25 protein-coding genes are annotated in these 13981 nt (G+C 45.0%); 24 read left to right on the top strand and 1 reads right to left on the bottom strand.

Annotated elements, in window-relative coordinates; translation table 11 throughout:
* Positions 1–238, bottom strand: a 238-nt coding sequence (locus BLS03_RS21825; protein WP_143015676.1) for a transposase, incomplete at its 3' end; no start/stop codon positions are given.
* 165 nt (positions 239–403) lie between these two features.
* Here BLS03_RS21825 and BLS03_RS21820 point away from each other — a divergent pair.
* The 24 genes from BLS03_RS21820 (at position 404) to BLS03_RS21700 (ending at position 13977) form a co-directional block, all read left to right on the top strand.
* Complete coding sequence (locus BLS03_RS21820; protein WP_245696763.1) at positions 404–856, top strand: GNAT family N-acetyltransferase; 453 nt, start codon at positions 404–406, stop codon at positions 854–856.
* 158 nt (positions 857–1014) lie between these two features.
* A complete protein-coding gene (locus tag BLS03_RS21810; protein WP_093278916.1) occupies positions 1015–1473 on the top strand; it encodes a GNAT family N-acetyltransferase in 459 nt (152 codons plus the stop codon).
* 101 nt (positions 1474–1574) lie between these two features.
* The gene (locus BLS03_RS21805) at positions 1575–2579 is read left to right on the top strand and encodes a S66 family peptidase (protein WP_093278914.1); all 1005 of its coding nucleotides are present in this window, start codon (positions 1575–1577) and stop codon (positions 2577–2579) included.
* A gap of 147 nt (positions 2580–2726) precedes the next feature.
* Positions 2727–2975, top strand: a complete 249-nt coding sequence (locus tag BLS03_RS21800) for a DUF3297 family protein (RefSeq protein WP_093278912.1) — start codon at positions 2727–2729, stop codon at positions 2973–2975.
* A gap of 113 nt (positions 2976–3088) precedes the next feature.
* A complete protein-coding gene (locus tag BLS03_RS21795; RefSeq protein ID WP_245696761.1) occupies positions 3089–3586 on the top strand; it encodes a ribosomal maturation YjgA family protein in 498 nt (165 codons plus the stop codon).
* A gap of 250 nt (positions 3587–3836) precedes the next feature.
* On the top strand, positions 3837–4211 hold the full coding sequence (locus BLS03_RS21790; RefSeq protein ID WP_093278908.1) for a nuclear transport factor 2 family protein: 375 nt from the start codon (positions 3837–3839) through the stop codon (positions 4209–4211).
* A gap of 42 nt (positions 4212–4253) precedes the next feature.
* A complete protein-coding gene (locus BLS03_RS21785) occupies positions 4254–4595 on the top strand; it encodes a GFA family protein (RefSeq protein ID WP_093278906.1) in 342 nt (113 codons plus the stop codon).
* Between the two features lie 87 nt (positions 4596–4682).
* Positions 4683–5117, top strand: a complete 435-nt coding sequence (locus BLS03_RS21780; protein WP_093278904.1) for a GNAT family N-acetyltransferase — start codon at positions 4683–4685, stop codon at positions 5115–5117.
* 55 nt (positions 5118–5172) lie between these two features.
* Positions 5173–5490 carry a MazG nucleotide pyrophosphohydrolase domain-containing protein gene (locus tag BLS03_RS21775; RefSeq protein ID WP_093278902.1) on the top strand — a complete coding sequence of 106 codons (318 nt, stop codon included), beginning with the start codon at positions 5173–5175 and terminating at the stop codon, positions 5488–5490.
* Between the two features lie 48 nt (positions 5491–5538).
* Positions 5539–5955, top strand: coding sequence for a VOC family protein (locus tag BLS03_RS21770; protein WP_093278900.1), 417 nt, complete (start codon positions 5539–5541; stop codon positions 5953–5955).
* Positions 5956–6082: 127 nt separating this feature from the next.
* The gene (locus BLS03_RS21765; RefSeq protein WP_093278898.1) at positions 6083–6493 is read left to right on the top strand and encodes a cytidine deaminase; all 411 of its coding nucleotides are present in this window, start codon (positions 6083–6085) and stop codon (positions 6491–6493) included.
* 19 nt (positions 6494–6512) lie between these two features.
* Positions 6513–7049 carry a GNAT family N-acetyltransferase gene (locus BLS03_RS21760; RefSeq protein ID WP_245696759.1) on the top strand — a complete coding sequence of 179 codons (537 nt, stop codon included), beginning with the start codon at positions 6513–6515 and terminating at the stop codon, positions 7047–7049.
* 96 nt (positions 7050–7145) lie between these two features.
* Positions 7146–7550, top strand: coding sequence for a GFA family protein (locus BLS03_RS21755; protein ID WP_093278896.1), 405 nt, complete (start codon positions 7146–7148; stop codon positions 7548–7550).
* 46 nt (positions 7551–7596) lie between these two features.
* Positions 7597–8010, top strand: coding sequence for a GNAT family N-acetyltransferase (locus tag BLS03_RS21750; RefSeq protein ID WP_093278894.1), 414 nt, complete (start codon positions 7597–7599; stop codon positions 8008–8010).
* 55 nt (positions 8011–8065) lie between these two features.
* Complete coding sequence (locus BLS03_RS21745; protein WP_093278892.1) at positions 8066–8536, top strand: GNAT family N-acetyltransferase; 471 nt, start codon at positions 8066–8068, stop codon at positions 8534–8536.
* A 63-nt stretch (positions 8537–8599) separates the two neighbouring features.
* Positions 8600–9286, top strand: coding sequence for a DUF4336 domain-containing protein (locus BLS03_RS21740; RefSeq protein WP_093278890.1), 687 nt, complete (start codon positions 8600–8602; stop codon positions 9284–9286).
* Between the two features lie 53 nt (positions 9287–9339).
* Positions 9340–9966: a LysE family translocator gene (locus BLS03_RS21735; protein ID WP_093278888.1), complete on the top strand. Its 627-nt coding sequence runs from the start codon at positions 9340–9342 to the stop codon at positions 9964–9966.
* Positions 9956–10516, top strand: a complete 561-nt coding sequence (locus tag BLS03_RS21730; RefSeq protein ID WP_176765665.1) for a nucleotidyltransferase family protein — start codon at positions 9956–9958, stop codon at positions 10514–10516. The genes BLS03_RS21735 and BLS03_RS21730 overlap by 11 nt, the downstream gene beginning before the upstream one ends.
* A 34-nt stretch (positions 10517–10550) precedes the next feature.
* The gene (locus tag BLS03_RS21725; protein WP_093278885.1) at positions 10551–10814 is read left to right on the top strand and encodes a hypothetical protein; all 264 of its coding nucleotides are present in this window, start codon (positions 10551–10553) and stop codon (positions 10812–10814) included.
* A 104-nt stretch (positions 10815–10918) separates the two neighbouring features.
* Complete coding sequence (locus BLS03_RS21720; protein WP_093278883.1) at positions 10919–11236, top strand: hypothetical protein; 318 nt, start codon at positions 10919–10921, stop codon at positions 11234–11236.
* A 411-nt stretch (positions 11237–11647) separates the two neighbouring features.
* The gene (locus BLS03_RS21715; RefSeq protein ID WP_093278881.1) at positions 11648–12298 is read left to right on the top strand and encodes a GNAT family N-acetyltransferase; all 651 of its coding nucleotides are present in this window, start codon (positions 11648–11650) and stop codon (positions 12296–12298) included.
* Between the two features lie 3 nt (positions 12299–12301).
* Positions 12302–12880 carry a chloramphenicol phosphotransferase CPT family protein gene (locus BLS03_RS21710; protein ID WP_093278879.1) on the top strand — a complete coding sequence of 193 codons (579 nt, stop codon included), beginning with the start codon at positions 12302–12304 and terminating at the stop codon, positions 12878–12880.
* A 29-nt stretch (positions 12881–12909) separates the two neighbouring features.
* Positions 12910–13452, top strand: coding sequence for a GNAT family N-acetyltransferase (locus BLS03_RS21705; RefSeq protein ID WP_093278876.1), 543 nt, complete (start codon positions 12910–12912; stop codon positions 13450–13452).
* A gap of 6 nt (positions 13453–13458) precedes the next feature.
* Positions 13459–13977 (top strand): tetratricopeptide repeat protein, encoded by a 519-nt coding sequence (locus BLS03_RS21700; protein ID WP_093278874.1) that lies wholly within the window; start codon positions 13459–13461, stop codon positions 13975–13977.
* The last annotated feature ends 4 nt before the right edge of the window (positions 13978–13981 follow it).

The following is a 13981-nucleotide window of genomic DNA, read 5'->3' as shown; positions in this document are numbered from 1 at the left end:
TAAGTGCTTCTGCATCCAGCAGTGTCTCAGCCAGCAGCTTTTTGAGCCGAGCGTTCTCGTCTTCCAGTGCCTTAAGGCGACGGGCTTCAGAGATATCCAGTCCTGCGTATTTTTTGCGCCATGTGTAAAACGTCGCATCCGATATCCCATGCTTGCGGCAAAGCTCTCTGGCGGGGATACCTGCTTCCGCTTCCTTTAAAATGGCAATGATTTGTTGTTCATTGAATCGCTTTTTCATGTTCATCATCTCCTTGGTTGGATGAACATTACTAAGTGTAGACTGGACTAGATTAAGGGGAGCAGGTCACATCTTGCGGTGAGCTTGCTGTGTTTGAGTTTGCTGAAGTTGTACGAATTAAACTCAAAAAGGACGTGCCGTTGTGTACTTCAAGGGAGAATTAGGTTGGACACCAAAGTAATATACGTTGAAAGAGATAAGCACTATCAAGAATTTAACGAATTATTCGAAGAATACGCTTCAGATTTAGACGATGAAATCCGGTCGAAAGTCGTCGGTCAGTTATTTGAGTTACCGTATTTTCATGGGTTTATTTGTTTTGTGGATAATCAGCCTGCAGCGTGCGCTGTATGTTATGAATCGTTTTCGACTTATCGCTTCATGAAAATACTCAACGTTCATGATTTTATGGTTTCAGAACGCTATCGAGGCAGAGGGTTGGGAAAAATTCTACTTAATGGTATTGAGCAATACGGCAACACTAATGAGTATTTAAAAATCACTTTGGAAGTAAACAATAACAATACAGTGGCTAAAAAGTTATATCAGTCTTGCGGTTTCCAAGATTATCAAGTTGAGCAAAAAGACTCGAATCATTGGCAAAAGTTTCTTGTTTAGTACGTACATCACCGGCTGTTCAAACAGATTCGGCACGCATGGCATTTTGGTTTGCAGCGAATTTTGTGTTCAAGGTGCAATGCAGAAGCGTTTTTATGGTGTGTTTCACGCCTTAGTCCGGCGTTATAAGTCTTTATCAATTTAGGATGTTTGCAAGGATGTATGTAAGAGAAGCACAGTGTCATGAGCTCGATGCGATTTACGCTATGGGTTTTGACGTGTGGGGCGATGGTATTAGCTATGAAGAGTACCTAGTTGGCTGTCGCGAAAGCCAAAAGTATCAAGCTGGAACTTGGTATGTGTTAATCGACAATGAACAAATTTTATCGTCCCTTATTGTTTATCAGAATAAGTTTGCTCTCAAAGATGATTGTTTTGGAATCGGCTCTGTAGCCACGCCTAATCGTTTTCGTCGACGAGGTTATGCTTCTAAATTAGTCAATCTTGTGAAAACCGAATTATTTGCCCATCGTAATTGTAAAGCCATATTTTTATATAGCGATATCGACCAGCAGTTTTATAGTAAGCTTGGTTTTATCACGGTTAAGGGCTGTGATTGTATGTATGCTCCAAGCCCCGGTTTCGAGTTTGATGGTTCACTACCGGCTTACTTTTAGTCTTCAAGGTCGGAGCACAATCATTGGTATAGGATTGCTGCGTGCCTCACTACTTAACAAAGCGTTATTTTACTTATTTGAATTACGGAGGATTAGGGTAAGTGATATTCCCGAAAGCTTTAAAAGTGGGTGATAAAATTGGCTTTTTTTCACCGTCATCACCTGCAACGGCTTTTGCGCCAAATCGTTTCAAGCGAGCTAAGTTTTATCTCGAGTCTCAAGGTTTTCAATTAGTTGAAGGTCAGCTAACGGGTTGTTCTGATTCGTATCGCTCTGGCTCAATTCAAGAGCGCGCCGAAGAGCTCAATCGATTAATCAGAGATCCTGAAGTGCGTTGTATCATGTCTACTATTGGTGGCAGTAACAGTAATTCTCTGCTGCCTTATGTTGATTATGAAGCGCTCAGAAACGACCCCAAAATTATCATCGGCTATTCCGACGTAACCGCTTTGCTCTTGGGGATATATGCACAAACGGGGCTAATTACATTTTATGGCCCAGCATTGGTTGCGTCGTTTGGCGAGTTTCCTCCCTTGGTCGAAGAAACATTTAAATCCTTTAAGGAAATTCTGTGTTCAAATCTTGAGTCATATAAATACACTATGCCAATGGCGTGGACTGACATTAAGCATGACTGGGAAACGCAAGATTCAGCGAAACCCACTTACAGCAACGAATGGCAGTTTTTAGGGCGCGGTCAGATTAGAGGTCGAATAATTGGTGGTAACCTCAATACCATGGCAGGTATTTGGGGAAGCCAATATATGCCAGAGATACGGTCTGGCGATATCCTGTTGATTGAAGATTCTCTAAAAGGTATTGAAACCGTTGAGCGATCGTTTGCCCACCTAATGGCATGTGGTGTGTTTGAGAAGGTTGGAGCAATCATATTGGGCAAACATGAATTGTTTAATGATAAAGGTACAGGACGTACTCCTTTGGATGTCTTGCTAGAAGTGTTAAACGGTAAAAACGTCCCGATACTTTATGGTTTTGATAGTTGTCATACGCACCCCATGCTAGTTACGCCATTGGGAGTGCAGGCATGTATTGATTTTGAACGCCAAACTCTCAGTCTCGAAAGTCAGTGGTTATTAGCAAACTGACAAGGTGTTTAATATGCCCATCAAGCTTGGTGCCAAGCGTCAAAGTATTTCCTCAGTAAAAGCGGGGTAAACAGCCTATTTGGTGGTTGAGCTATTGTATCCGGTAACCTAGAATACCCGCTCAAAAATACACTTTAGGTCATAACCATGAGCGACAATATTTCAAAACCAGAACTGCCAGACCATTTAGCGGGTAACCCTCGCAGCCCTCATTACGTAGCTGAGTGTTTTGAACACCCTATTGGTATTCGTTTAAACGGTAAAGAACGTACTGACGTTGAGGAATACTGCATTAGCGAGGGCTGGGTGAAAATTGCATCACCAAAAGCGAAAGATCGTTGGGGACAGCCGATGCTGATTAAACTCAAAGGTGAAGTTGAAGCGTTCTACAAGTAATCCCAGCGCATATTTTAAGCATAGAGTGCCATGCTCTATGCTTTCCTCCTCGTCTCTTGCCTCATTTACTCTTTAAACATCAATAATAAATTTCTTATTTTGACGCGCAACGTGTGATAATTTTAGCTGATAGTGAATGTTATATTATTTCTAATAATCAGTACGTTATTCCTTATTTAAGCCATGAGAATATTGTGATGTTTCAGTTTGATAAAAAGCATTTTTTCTTGAGTGTTATTTTATTTGCGCTTCTTTCCTATATCGCTTTGTTCGTACATGATCAATTCGTACGTCCCTTTTTAGGCGATGTTCTCGTTGTGGTTTGGTTATATTTTTCGATCAAGTGTTTGCTAACCATGAAACCAAGTAAATTAGCTTTTGTTGTGCTGTTGTTTGCGTATGCCATTGAAACAGCGCAGTACTTTCATTTTGTTACGCTACTTGGCCTTGAGCATATACGAGCGGCGCGCATCATATTAGGTGCGACATTTGATTGGCTAGATATGCTTGCATACACCATTGGTTGGGCTTGTGTTGTTATTATCGAACGTTATTGGATTGGCTTATCAACACAGAAAGAATTCGCTACGCAAAAACGAAGTATTCAATAAAAAGCCTTATACGCGAAACTGGTCATTAATAATGGGAAATGAGTCGCGTGCCTGAGTGCTTGGTAACGTGTGCGTCGTAGTTATTGATATGCAATTTTGATACAAGCTTTCGGTTGTCTGTTGTCCATGATGGTTCTAACAAGGGCTTGATAAAACGTGACATATCAGTGTTATCTTCGCTCTTTTACAGATGTCGCGAGTATCTCCACATTTGTACGATGTTAAATAGGCTAGAGAGTTAAAAATACCAATGAAAATCCTAATTGAGCAAGAAAAAGCCCTGCATAAACATGATGTTCGTAAAAGTGAGCAAGACGTTAGGCGCCTTCTTCATCCAACGTTTATGGAAGTCGGGCGCTCGGGCGAAACCTACGATTGCGATAGTGTGGTAGATATGATGACTCAAGAGCATATGTCAGATAGCTATTTACATTCACAAGACTACCAATGCATTCAACTTGAACCTTCTGTGCAGTTGCTGATTTATAAGTCGGCATGGATAACGAATGAACAAGCAGTCAGCGGTTTTGCTAAACGTTCATCGATTTGGGTTTTCACGGGAGATAAATGGCAAATGAAATATCATCAGGGTACACCGTGTGCAGAATTCGAAATAGGCGCATAGTTTTTATGTTTGTGTAGCCAGGCTGTTATATAGGAGAGTATCGTGAAGGTCAGCTGTCATTGTGGAAATATTGAAATTACTTTGCGTTATTCTCCTAATGAGGTGGGGCAATGTAATTGTTCTATATGTCGCCGATATGCTGCCCTTTGGGCCTATTATTCACCACAAGATGTGACTATTAAATACTTTAAACAGCAAAGCGTGTTTTATATTTGGGGTGACAAACAGGTCGAATTTCATCGCTGTAATTTATGTGGCTGTATTACTCACTATGTCACGACAAAACTATGTGATGAAGATATTGTGGCGGTAAATATGCGTATGGCCGATGCAACAATATTATCTGCTATTCCTATTCGAAAAATAGATGGCGCTTCGTACTAGGTAGAAGAATATTCATTTATCCTCTTTGTAAACGGCTGTGGTAATGTGTTCACTGTTTAAAATAAGTCATTGGGAAATGGAGCTTGGATGCAGTTTTATATCGAATCCGCAACGATGGATATGAGTGGCGACATTGCGCAGTTAACGGCGGAATTGGGGTATACCACCAGTGTTGATGAAACCAAGCATCGGTTAGAAGCGCTGCTCGGCTCAAGCACGCATTGCGTGTTGGTCGCCGTCAGCGATTCAAACGTATGCGGTTGGCTCGTTGTGGAAAAACGTCTGTTTTTGGAGTCAGGTTGCAGCGCTGAAATCACAGGACTGGTGGTTGGCAAAGCATTTCGCCGCCGCGGCATTGCCAATGCTTTAGTCTCGGCGGCTGAGCAATGGGCTTGTTCGCTCGGGCTGACACGTTTGGTGGTTCGCTCTAATGCTGCACGCAAAGAGTCTCATGATTTTTATCCGAGCGCAGGCTTTTCTCACACCAAAACCTCTCAGGTATACGTTAAGCCTTTGATCTGACTTGGGCTTAAGTGCGTTGATATATCTGGTCACACTATCATTGCAGGGAGCAACTATGCCGATTTTAAAGGCCAACCCACAATTAGTGGATTTTCAAAATTACGTTAAAGAACTAGAAGTGGAGCGCGGTTTCTCCGACCAGCGCGTGAACGATAAATGCTTGTTGCTTGGTGAAGAAGTAGGCGAGTTATTTAAAGCGGTACGTAAAGCCGAAGGGATTGCGGTTGACCCTCAATCTAAAGTCGGTGATATCGGTGATGAACTGGCGGATATTTTCATCTATTTATGTTCGATTGCAAACCGCTATCAGATTGATCTCGAAAGTGCTTTTGTGAACAAGGAACAAAAGAACAGTCAAAGGACATGGTCATAAACTGATGCCCTCACTTGGAATAAGCGCGCCATTCAATAAGGTTAAAATATGAAGCAAAACATCGTGCATATCGCATTGGTGGTGAAAGACTACGATGAGGCCATCGACTTTTATGTCAACAAGCTTAAATTTGAACTCATCGAAGATACTTATCAACCAGAACAGGACAAACGCTGGGTGGTTGTTGCGCCGCCTAATTCACACGGCGTGACTTTGCTGTTGGCTAAAGCGTCCAAGCCAGAGCAACTGGATTTTATAGGCAATCAAGCGGGTGGACGCGTATTTCTATTCCTCAATACCGACGATTTTTGGCGAGACTATCAACGTATGATGTCGCTAGGGATTAAATTTGTTCGTGAGCCAAAAGAGCAAGACTATGGCACCGTTGCCGTGTTCGAAGATCTCTATGGCAATTTATGGGATCTGCTGCAGCTAAATCCAGACCATCCAATGGCCAAGCGATAAACTTTGGGTGGTGAGTCCACATCACCTTAAAGACCTTTTTAAAGTCATGGAAATGGATGAATCAATGACAACATTGAGATCTTCTGCTTGGTCAAGCATTCGAGAACATAGGAAGTAATAATCTAATATGGAAAATATTGAGCAGCAGCTTTATCAAGCCGCGCTAGATCTTATTAATACCCGCTATCCAAACGGGTGGGGCGGCGCTGCGGCGGTGAGAACCCGTTCAGGCAAAATTCTGACCAGTGTCGCGCCAGACGTCAAAAATGACGCCTTGTCTTTGTGTATGGAAGTGGGCGCTTACCTAGAGGCCCATAAGCTTAACGAAGAGGTGACCCATTCTTTGTGCTTGTGCCGTGAAGATGAACACGGTGAGATTTTGATTTTATCACCCTGCGGCGTTTGCCAAGAACGCCTAGTGCACTGGGGCGGAGACGTGCAAGCGGCGATATCTAACCCAAGTAATAAACTGGTGTTTAAGACCATACGCGAATTGATGCCACACCACTGGTCGCTGGTGAATGGCGAAACGCTTTAGCGCCCTTATGGAGTTGCCAATGGCAGATGTTTTCGGTGATGACGACGACGTGCAATTAATCCCAGCAACTTGCGATAGCGATTGGACGTTGGCGAGTGATTTTTTGCTTGAAACCGTCGAACGTTGTCGACGCCAAAAAATACCACTTTGGACACATGAACAAGTGTGCGTAGCGGCGCTCAAGCAGAATTATCACTCACATAGCCTGCATCTTTTACGTTATCGAGACATCTGGATTGGCTGTGTGTTTATCAGTTTTGATAGCGATGTGTTCTGGCCAGATATTGATACAAACTCCAGTGTGTTTTTCCATAAATTAGCCATTAGTGATGCTTATCATGGTCAAGGGTTAGGTGAAAAAGCGCTGGCTGCACTGGGAAATTTGGCAAAGCACAGCCAGCGTCGATGGCTACGCTGCGATTGCCATGGTGCAAGGCCAAGATTACGTGCTTTTTATCAAGCATTCGGCTTTGATTTGGTCGATAGAAAGCCACGCTTGGGTTTTGATGTTGCTCGTTATCAAATGCGAATCGAAAGTGCTCATACGGGCAACTGAACCTAAATAAGTTATTAGTGAGTAAAACCCGATTGTAGGTTGCTGAGCATTTCGCTAATGTGAACTGAGGTTATCTTCGCCAAGGAGGCGCATATTATGAGTTCGACCTATCAAGGAAGCTGCCTTTGCGGGCAAATTCGTTTTGAAGTTACCGGTTTTCATCAACCGACGGCACATTGCCACTGTTCTATGTGCCGAAAATTTCATGGCGCGCCATTTGCTGCGCTCACCCAAGTCGATAATTTAACTTGGCTCTCGGGTAAGCACTTACTCAAAGATTATGTCGCGCCGAATGGCACAACGCGAACTTTCTGCGAGCATTGTGGTTCAAGTGTTGGCTTTCGCCGCAAAGGCGATGATCTTACGCAGATTGAATTGTCTTTAGCGTTATTTGATAGCGACATTGAAGTTGAAGTCGATGCGCACATCTACACCGATTACCAAAGTAATTGGTACCTTATCAGCGACGATCTTCCTCAGTTTAAAGAAGGCAGAGAGTAGTTCGGCTGAATTTTTGAATAATATACAATAGTTTTGGGAAGATGCGATGAAGATACAGCTGGCCAGCGAAGCGGATAGCCCAATATTGGCGCAGCTTAATGCTTGGCTTATAAAAGATGAGGGTCATCGCAATGCCATGTCGTTACTGGATTTACAAGCGAGGATGAAGGCTTGGCTCAATAGCGACTATCAAGCGGCGTTATTTATCGAAAACGGTGATATTGCGGGTTATGCATTATGGCGAAAAGATCCGGAATTTATCTATATTCGCCAGTTCTTCATTTGTGAGTCTTATCGTGGTCAAGCAATCGGCAAAAAGGCATTTACTCAGTTAAAAGATGTCTATTGGTCAGGGCAACGATTACGCCTTGATGTTTTGATTGAAAATCTACGTGGGGTGAATTTCTGGCGATCCGTTGGGTTCGGTGAATATTGTTTAACAATGGAAACCAACGCCTAGAAATACTTGAATGACTTTATGTATCCCAACCGTGGTTATTGGTACGAGAGATAGTATGAATATTTCCCTTTTGGCGGATTGCCCACAAGAAGCGCTGCAGCTTGCGAAATGGTATTGGCAAGAATGGGCGTGTCACAACCCAGATAATCGTTTAGAAAATATCATTGAAAAGGTTGGTTTGGGCATTCATCGTGATGCGCTGCCGATGGCATTTGTGGTGCACCTTGATGGACAATCCGTTGCTGCGGCAGAATTAAAATTTCGCGAACTCGCTGAATATCCAGATAATCAATATTGGCTTGATGGTGTGTATGTCACGCCCTCTCATCGTGGAAAAGGCATTGCAACCCAGCTGATTGACTATGCCATCTCCAAAGCGTGCGAGCTTAAATTGCCGCACCTGTCGCTTCGCTGTGAAGCGCACAATGTTAAGCTTTATCAAGCGCGCGGCTTTAAGGTTATCAAGCAAGAGCAAAATAAATTCATTATGGCGCAACAGCTAGAGTTCAAAAGTGATGTGGCTTAGCGAGTGATATAAATACCAGTAGGCCGCTGCTTTCAATCCTGCAGTACAAATAAGGTGATGCGTATGGAAAAGTTGGCCGATGAGATCTGGATATTTGATGGCAAAGCGGTGCCTTTTCTTGGGATGCCTTATTCCACACGCATGACGGTGATTCGTCTGCCTGGACATAAGCTTTGGGTGCATAGCCCAATTGCATTGACCCCACATCTTAAACAGCAAATAGAAGACTTGGGCACAGTCGCTTACCTTATTGCGCCCAATTCTCTTCACCATCTGTTTTTACCTGAGTGGATTGATGCGTTTCCGATCGCTGAAGTGTTTGGTACCGACGAGGTAATTAAAAAGCGCAGTGATATCGCCTTTACGCGTTCACTAAATACCAGTGCGAAATGGCCTTGGCAAGATGACATCGACCAACTGGTCTTTACCGGTTCCCCTGTTATGCAGGAATGTGTATTTTTCCACAAGTGTTCCGCCACCTTACTGGTGACCGATCTGGTTGAAAACTTTTCCGGGCAAGAGTTTAATGTTTGGCAGAGATGGGTGGCGAAAGGTGCCGGTATTCTTGCGCCCAGAGGCAAAACCCCATTGGATTGGCGGCTCAGCTTTATGTTTGGTAAAGCGCAGGCACGTTCGCACCTCGCCAAATTGTTGGTGTGGCAACCCAAGTGCTTGGTGATGGCACATGGCGTTATTGTCAGAGATAACGCCACGCAGTTTTTAGCCCAATCATTTAAATGGTTACTTTAATTACTCAGCGCCAAAGTAGGTGATGAATTGAGCTTAATTTAAGGAGAGAGAATATGGATGGACACACACTGTTACTGTTTGCGCTGGCTTGTCTGGCGATCAATCTGATCCCTGGTCCCGATGTGATTTACATTGTTTCAAACACCATGAAGGGCAAAATGGCCACTGGCCTTAAAGCGGCAGTGGGGCTGGGTGTCGGATATGGTGTGCATACTTTGGCAGCGAGTGTAGGTCTTTCTGCCCTGATACTAAGCTCTGCGTTGGCGTTTAGCGTAGTGAAGTGGCTAGGCGCAGCGTATTTAATCTATTTAGGCGTTCAAGCCTTGCGCTCAGCATGGAAAGGGCAGACGTCGCTTGTAGTCAAAGACAGCAGCGATACTCCACGCAATGTGTTTGTTCAAGGTGTGGTGGTGAGCGTGCTGAATCCTAAAGTGGCGCTGTTTTTCCTCTCCTTTTTACCGCAGTTTATCGACCCTACTGCTAATTCGACCACAATCCAATTGTTGACACTGGGCCTGTTGTTTAGCAGCTTAGCAACGTGTTGTAACTTGTTGTATGCCTTTGCTGGGCATTGGTTATTTAGCCGTCCGAATGCGCAGCGCTATTCGCGAGCGCTTGAGGGAGGATCGGGCTTTTTACTGATTGGTTTAGCCACTAAGGTTGCCGCCAGTGAGCGCTGATTTACATAACCGCCATTTCGATGAACTTTGTGAATTTTTGGCGAACGATGCGAACCGTCTCAAGGCGTTAGATTGTGTCGCAAAGCTGCTTCTCCCTCATTGCTATGTCGCGGCTGGCTTTGTGCGCAATATGGTGTGGGACCATCTACATCATCATCGCGTGGCAACTGAACTCAATGATGTCGATGTGATCTATTTTGATAGTGCAGAGCGCGATGTTAATGCGTACCTGCACTACGAAACTCAGTTGCGCACGCAAATGCCGCAGATCAATTGGCAAGTGCGTAATCAAGCCGTGATGCATAAGCGCAACGGCGATCCGGCGTATCAAAATCTGATTGATGCCATGAGCTATTGGCCGGAAAAGGAAACGGCGGTCGCTGTGCGTCTGGTACAAGGGCAACTAGAAGCGGTTTCGGCGTTTGGTTTTGAGTCATTATTTCGCTTAGAAGTGACCCCCAATCCGAAACGTGACAAAGCGATATTTGCCGAGCGGCTGCACAGTAAAGGTTGGTTAACCCGCTGGCCGCAGTTAACGGTGATGGAGTGACAGCCAGCGATGTATTTTGACAAGGAAAATCAAGATGGAAGCTGAAAAACAAGTGTTTTTGGCGTATTTGAAAAAGGTTCAGCTTGAACACACGTTAATTCCCAAACGCGATTTGGCGCAAAGGCGTGAACATCAGCAGTTTATTCATGGTTTGGTGACGGCAGCGACGCTATTTGGCGTTAGCAGTAGCGAGTTAAATGCCATTGTGAAGCCGGTATCAGACAGTCAATTTGAAAGCCTGGATGATAAGCTGTCGGTGCCGACTTACTTACGTAATAACGTCAAGATAACTCGCTGATCTCGTTCGCGATATCGGCGTTTTCTGACGTCATATCATGAGATGTGCTGATAGCCTGCGAAGTTAACTATGCCAATATTTCAATGATGCTATTGGGAGGTTAAATGCAGGATTTTATTCGTGTTGATCTACAGCGCCTACAACAGATCATTGATGGTTATTGTGGTGGCGAGTTTAAAACCGCCGACATCATTCGTGCTTATAGCGGCGGATTCTATTCAAACCGTAACACTCCGGCGTGTTACTCATTTAACGCCCAATTTGGGCAATTGCTAAAACGTAACGAAAATCAGCTCGGCATTATGGAAATCGAAAGTGGAATCCGCATCCAAGATGATCTTGGTCATCATACTTCGACATCCGTTTGGTGCTCGACGCAAGTTCGCGCTCGGCGCCGTAAAGAGACGTCATCAGATCTCTAACTTATCTTGAATCGTAACTTATCGTTATTGAGGTTTAAGGCGTTGGTTTCTCACTAAGCCACGTTTTACGTTGGTGCGCCTCATGGCAGTGATTCGATCCGGCTTTTTTGCCATGTTATTTTCAAATCCGTTAAAGCCCATCAGTGTAGATATTTAGTATTAGCCGTCTATTGCCATAAAGTGGTAAAGTGAAAAAATTCTTTTGTGAACAAGATGTTTGCATTCAATACGGTTTACTTTAAAATCAAGAGGTTGGAGTAAATAGGAGATGGTAGTGAGTCACAACATGGATGGTTGTTATCGCGCTTACCTACACGATTTTCCAGTGACTTTAACAGCGCCCGCGTCTGCTTTGTATACAGCAGATATGATAAATAACGCCTTATTAAGCCGCATGTTGAGGTGAAGGCAATGAGCCGAGTGACGCTAAGACCCATCTCCGAGCAAGACCTAGACGTTTTTGCATGCTTATTTTCTGATCCACAAGTGATGGCTTACAGTGAAGGACGATTATCAAAGCCACAAGTCGCAGATTGGATTGAATCTGTTAAAACGCAATATCAGCGCCAAGACGGGTTTGGTTTTTATGCCATTACGCTTGAGCGCTATACCATTACGCTTGAACGCCATGCCAATAACGCATTCATATGTCCCTCAGTGATAGGCCAGCGCTCGTTCCCCAAAATTGACCCCAACACTAGCATCGTCGCGGGCTATTGCAGTTTGCAGCGCTCGAGCTATACCCAGCAGCCGGAGCTGGGCTATCGACTGTTGCCGCAATTTTGGCGCCAAGGTTTGGCGTTCGAAGCGGTGAGTTTACTGCTTGAATATGGCTTTCGAGAACTTGGTTTCGCCGAGATTAGCGCGCAAATAGACCCACACAATCGACGTTCTCAAGCACTTGCCAAGCGCCTTGGCATGAGCGTTAGCCGAGAAATACAACCCGATGGCTACGATTATCCCGACCAAATCTGGACGTTATCTCATGCTCAGTATCAAATGTTGATGCCAGCAAACGCGGATTCGTCAAACTACATTGAACGCCAGAAATCGAAGGGTTAGGGCATGGATGTGATTATTTTAAATGGCGCGAGTAGCTCGGGTAAAAGCTCAATTGCCAAACAGTTACAAGCGCTTTTACCATCGCCTTATCTGCATCTTGGTATCGATACGTTTATCGCCATGATGCCTGAGCAAACCAATTCACTCTCTGCGCCTGATAACAAAAACAGCGGTTTTTATTGGCAAACCACTCAAGTTGATGGTAAATCGAGTTTAAGAATACAAAGTGGTGAGTATGGCCTGCAAGTCAATCGCGCCTATCATTCGACGGTAAAACATCTGGTCGCCAACGGTCTAAAGGTGATTGTTGATGACGTGATGAATGGCGGCGAAGAGCAGTCGAGCTGGCGCGCAGCACTGGATGGCTGTCGCTGCGTATATGTGGGTGTATTTTGTGATCTCGATGAACTTGAGCGGCGTGAAATCGAGCGCGGTGATCGCAGTGTCGGCTCTGCTCGAGAACAAGCGCAGCGCGTGCATCATGGCGTGCAATACGATGTGACGGTGTCCACCAGCGCCGCGTCGGCCCAAGATTGTGCGCAGCAGATTGTTACCTATGTCAATGGGTTAACGCGTCTTTAAAGACCAATGATGACTAAGGAGTGATGGTCATGGAAACTGCACGGCTTAAGTTGGTGCTACCGAGTATGGATATTCGGCTGGCGGTTAAAGTTGCTGTTGAGCAAAGTCAGGCGGCGCTGAGAGAATTTGTGCCTTGGGTTTCTGCTGCATTGGACGAACAACTCTCGATTGCCGATACCAAGCAAATGGTGGCGAATCATCAATGTGGTGAAGGCGAACTGCGTTTTATCTTAGTTGAGAAAAGCTCAGAGCAAGTCATTGGTGCCATCGCGCTGATGGTGGGCGATAAGCAAGTCCCCGCGTTTGAAATCGGCTATTGGCTGCACAGTGATTATGTTGGTCACGGTTACATATCGGAAGCGCTAACAGCACTTGAGCATCACGCTTTTGTTGAACTTGGCGCTAAGCGAGTCGAAATTCGCGCGGCTGCCACCAACAGCAAAAGCCGCGCGGTAGCAGAGCGCAGTGGTTATCAGCTTGAAGGCACGCTGCATAACGCGCGCCGCTTGCCATCTGGCGAACTCGATGCCACGGTGATCTATGCCAAAACCCAGTTATTGGTCACGGAGTAAGTTTTGATGTCACACTCTCACCTTATCCCAACGCAATCTCAAGTTGCCGCGCTGATTGATAACGCAGTGGCACTGAGAAAATCGGGCAATCATATCGCATCCATTGCCCTGTTAGAGCCTTTGTTAGCTCATGATGCCTATCGAGCACAGGCAAGCCTCCATATTGCTTGGAACCATGACCAGCAAAGCCAAGAGCAGCAAGCGGTGCAACACTATCAAGCTGCGCTTGAAGGGCCGTTATTGCCAAGCGATCGCTTTGATGCGCTGTTTGGCCTTGCTTCAACGCTGCGCAGTTTGGGCGATTATCAACAGGCTCGACACTACTTTGAACTGACGCTGCAAGAGTTCCCTGAGCACCTTGAAGTCAAACCGTTTTACGCTATGTGTTTGTATAACTTGGGTGACAGTAAATCTGCGCTGGCTTTGTTGCTCGAATTGCTGGTCAGCACCACAGATAACGCGGCCATTCAAGATTATCAACGCGCGATTCGGCTCTACGCCGCTGATCTCGATAGAACTTGGTAGTGCA

Origin of the sequence: Vibrio xiamenensis, assembly GCF_900100015.1 — a bacterium.
Classification (GTDB): Bacteria; Pseudomonadota; Gammaproteobacteria; order Enterobacterales; family Vibrionaceae; genus Vibrio; species Vibrio xiamenensis.
The sequence above is the reverse complement of the archived record's forward strand: the minus strand, read 5'-3'. Positions and strand labels throughout refer to the sequence as shown.

What these genes read in the sequence shown, in the direction of transcription:
- BLS03_RS21810 (WP_093278916.1), top strand. Translation starts at nt 1,015, where the DNA reads ATGTATGTAAGAGAAGCACAGTGTCATGAGCTCGATGCGATTTACGCT.
- BLS03_RS21800 (WP_093278912.1), top strand. Translation starts at nt 2,727, where the DNA reads ATGAGCGACAATATTTCAAAACCAGAACTGCCAGACCATTTAGCGGGT.
- BLS03_RS21790 (WP_093278908.1), top strand. Translation starts at nt 3,837, where the DNA reads ATGAAAATCCTAATTGAGCAAGAAAAAGCCCTGCATAAACATGATGTT.
- BLS03_RS21780 (WP_093278904.1), top strand. Translation starts at nt 4,683, where the DNA reads ATGCAGTTTTATATCGAATCCGCAACGATGGATATGAGTGGCGACATT.
- BLS03_RS21775 (WP_093278902.1), top strand. Translation starts at nt 5,173, where the DNA reads ATGCCGATTTTAAAGGCCAACCCACAATTAGTGGATTTTCAAAATTAC.
- BLS03_RS21770 (WP_093278900.1), top strand. Translation starts at nt 5,539, where the DNA reads ATGAAGCAAAACATCGTGCATATCGCATTGGTGGTGAAAGACTACGAT.
- BLS03_RS21765 (WP_093278898.1), top strand. Translation starts at nt 6,083, where the DNA reads ATGGAAAATATTGAGCAGCAGCTTTATCAAGCCGCGCTAGATCTTATT.
- BLS03_RS21760 (WP_245696759.1), top strand. Translation starts at nt 6,513, where the DNA reads ATGGCAGATGTTTTCGGTGATGACGACGACGTGCAATTAATCCCAGCA.
- BLS03_RS21755 (WP_093278896.1), top strand. Translation starts at nt 7,146, where the DNA reads ATGAGTTCGACCTATCAAGGAAGCTGCCTTTGCGGGCAAATTCGTTTT.
- BLS03_RS21750 (WP_093278894.1), top strand. Translation starts at nt 7,597, where the DNA reads ATGAAGATACAGCTGGCCAGCGAAGCGGATAGCCCAATATTGGCGCAG.
- BLS03_RS21745 (WP_093278892.1), top strand. Translation starts at nt 8,066, where the DNA reads ATGAATATTTCCCTTTTGGCGGATTGCCCACAAGAAGCGCTGCAGCTT.
- BLS03_RS21740 (WP_093278890.1), top strand. Translation starts at nt 8,600, where the DNA reads ATGGAAAAGTTGGCCGATGAGATCTGGATATTTGATGGCAAAGCGGTG.
- BLS03_RS21735 (WP_093278888.1), top strand. Translation starts at nt 9,340, where the DNA reads ATGGATGGACACACACTGTTACTGTTTGCGCTGGCTTGTCTGGCGATC.
- BLS03_RS21725 (WP_093278885.1), top strand. Translation starts at nt 10,551, where the DNA reads ATGGAAGCTGAAAAACAAGTGTTTTTGGCGTATTTGAAAAAGGTTCAG.
- BLS03_RS21720 (WP_093278883.1), top strand. Translation starts at nt 10,919, where the DNA reads ATGCAGGATTTTATTCGTGTTGATCTACAGCGCCTACAACAGATCATT.
- BLS03_RS21715 (WP_093278881.1), top strand. Translation starts at nt 11,648, where the DNA reads ATGAGCCGAGTGACGCTAAGACCCATCTCCGAGCAAGACCTAGACGTT.
- BLS03_RS21710 (WP_093278879.1), top strand. Translation starts at nt 12,302, where the DNA reads ATGGATGTGATTATTTTAAATGGCGCGAGTAGCTCGGGTAAAAGCTCA.
- BLS03_RS21705 (WP_093278876.1), top strand. Translation starts at nt 12,910, where the DNA reads ATGGAAACTGCACGGCTTAAGTTGGTGCTACCGAGTATGGATATTCGG.
- BLS03_RS21700 (WP_093278874.1), top strand. Translation starts at nt 13,459, where the DNA reads ATGTCACACTCTCACCTTATCCCAACGCAATCTCAAGTTGCCGCGCTG.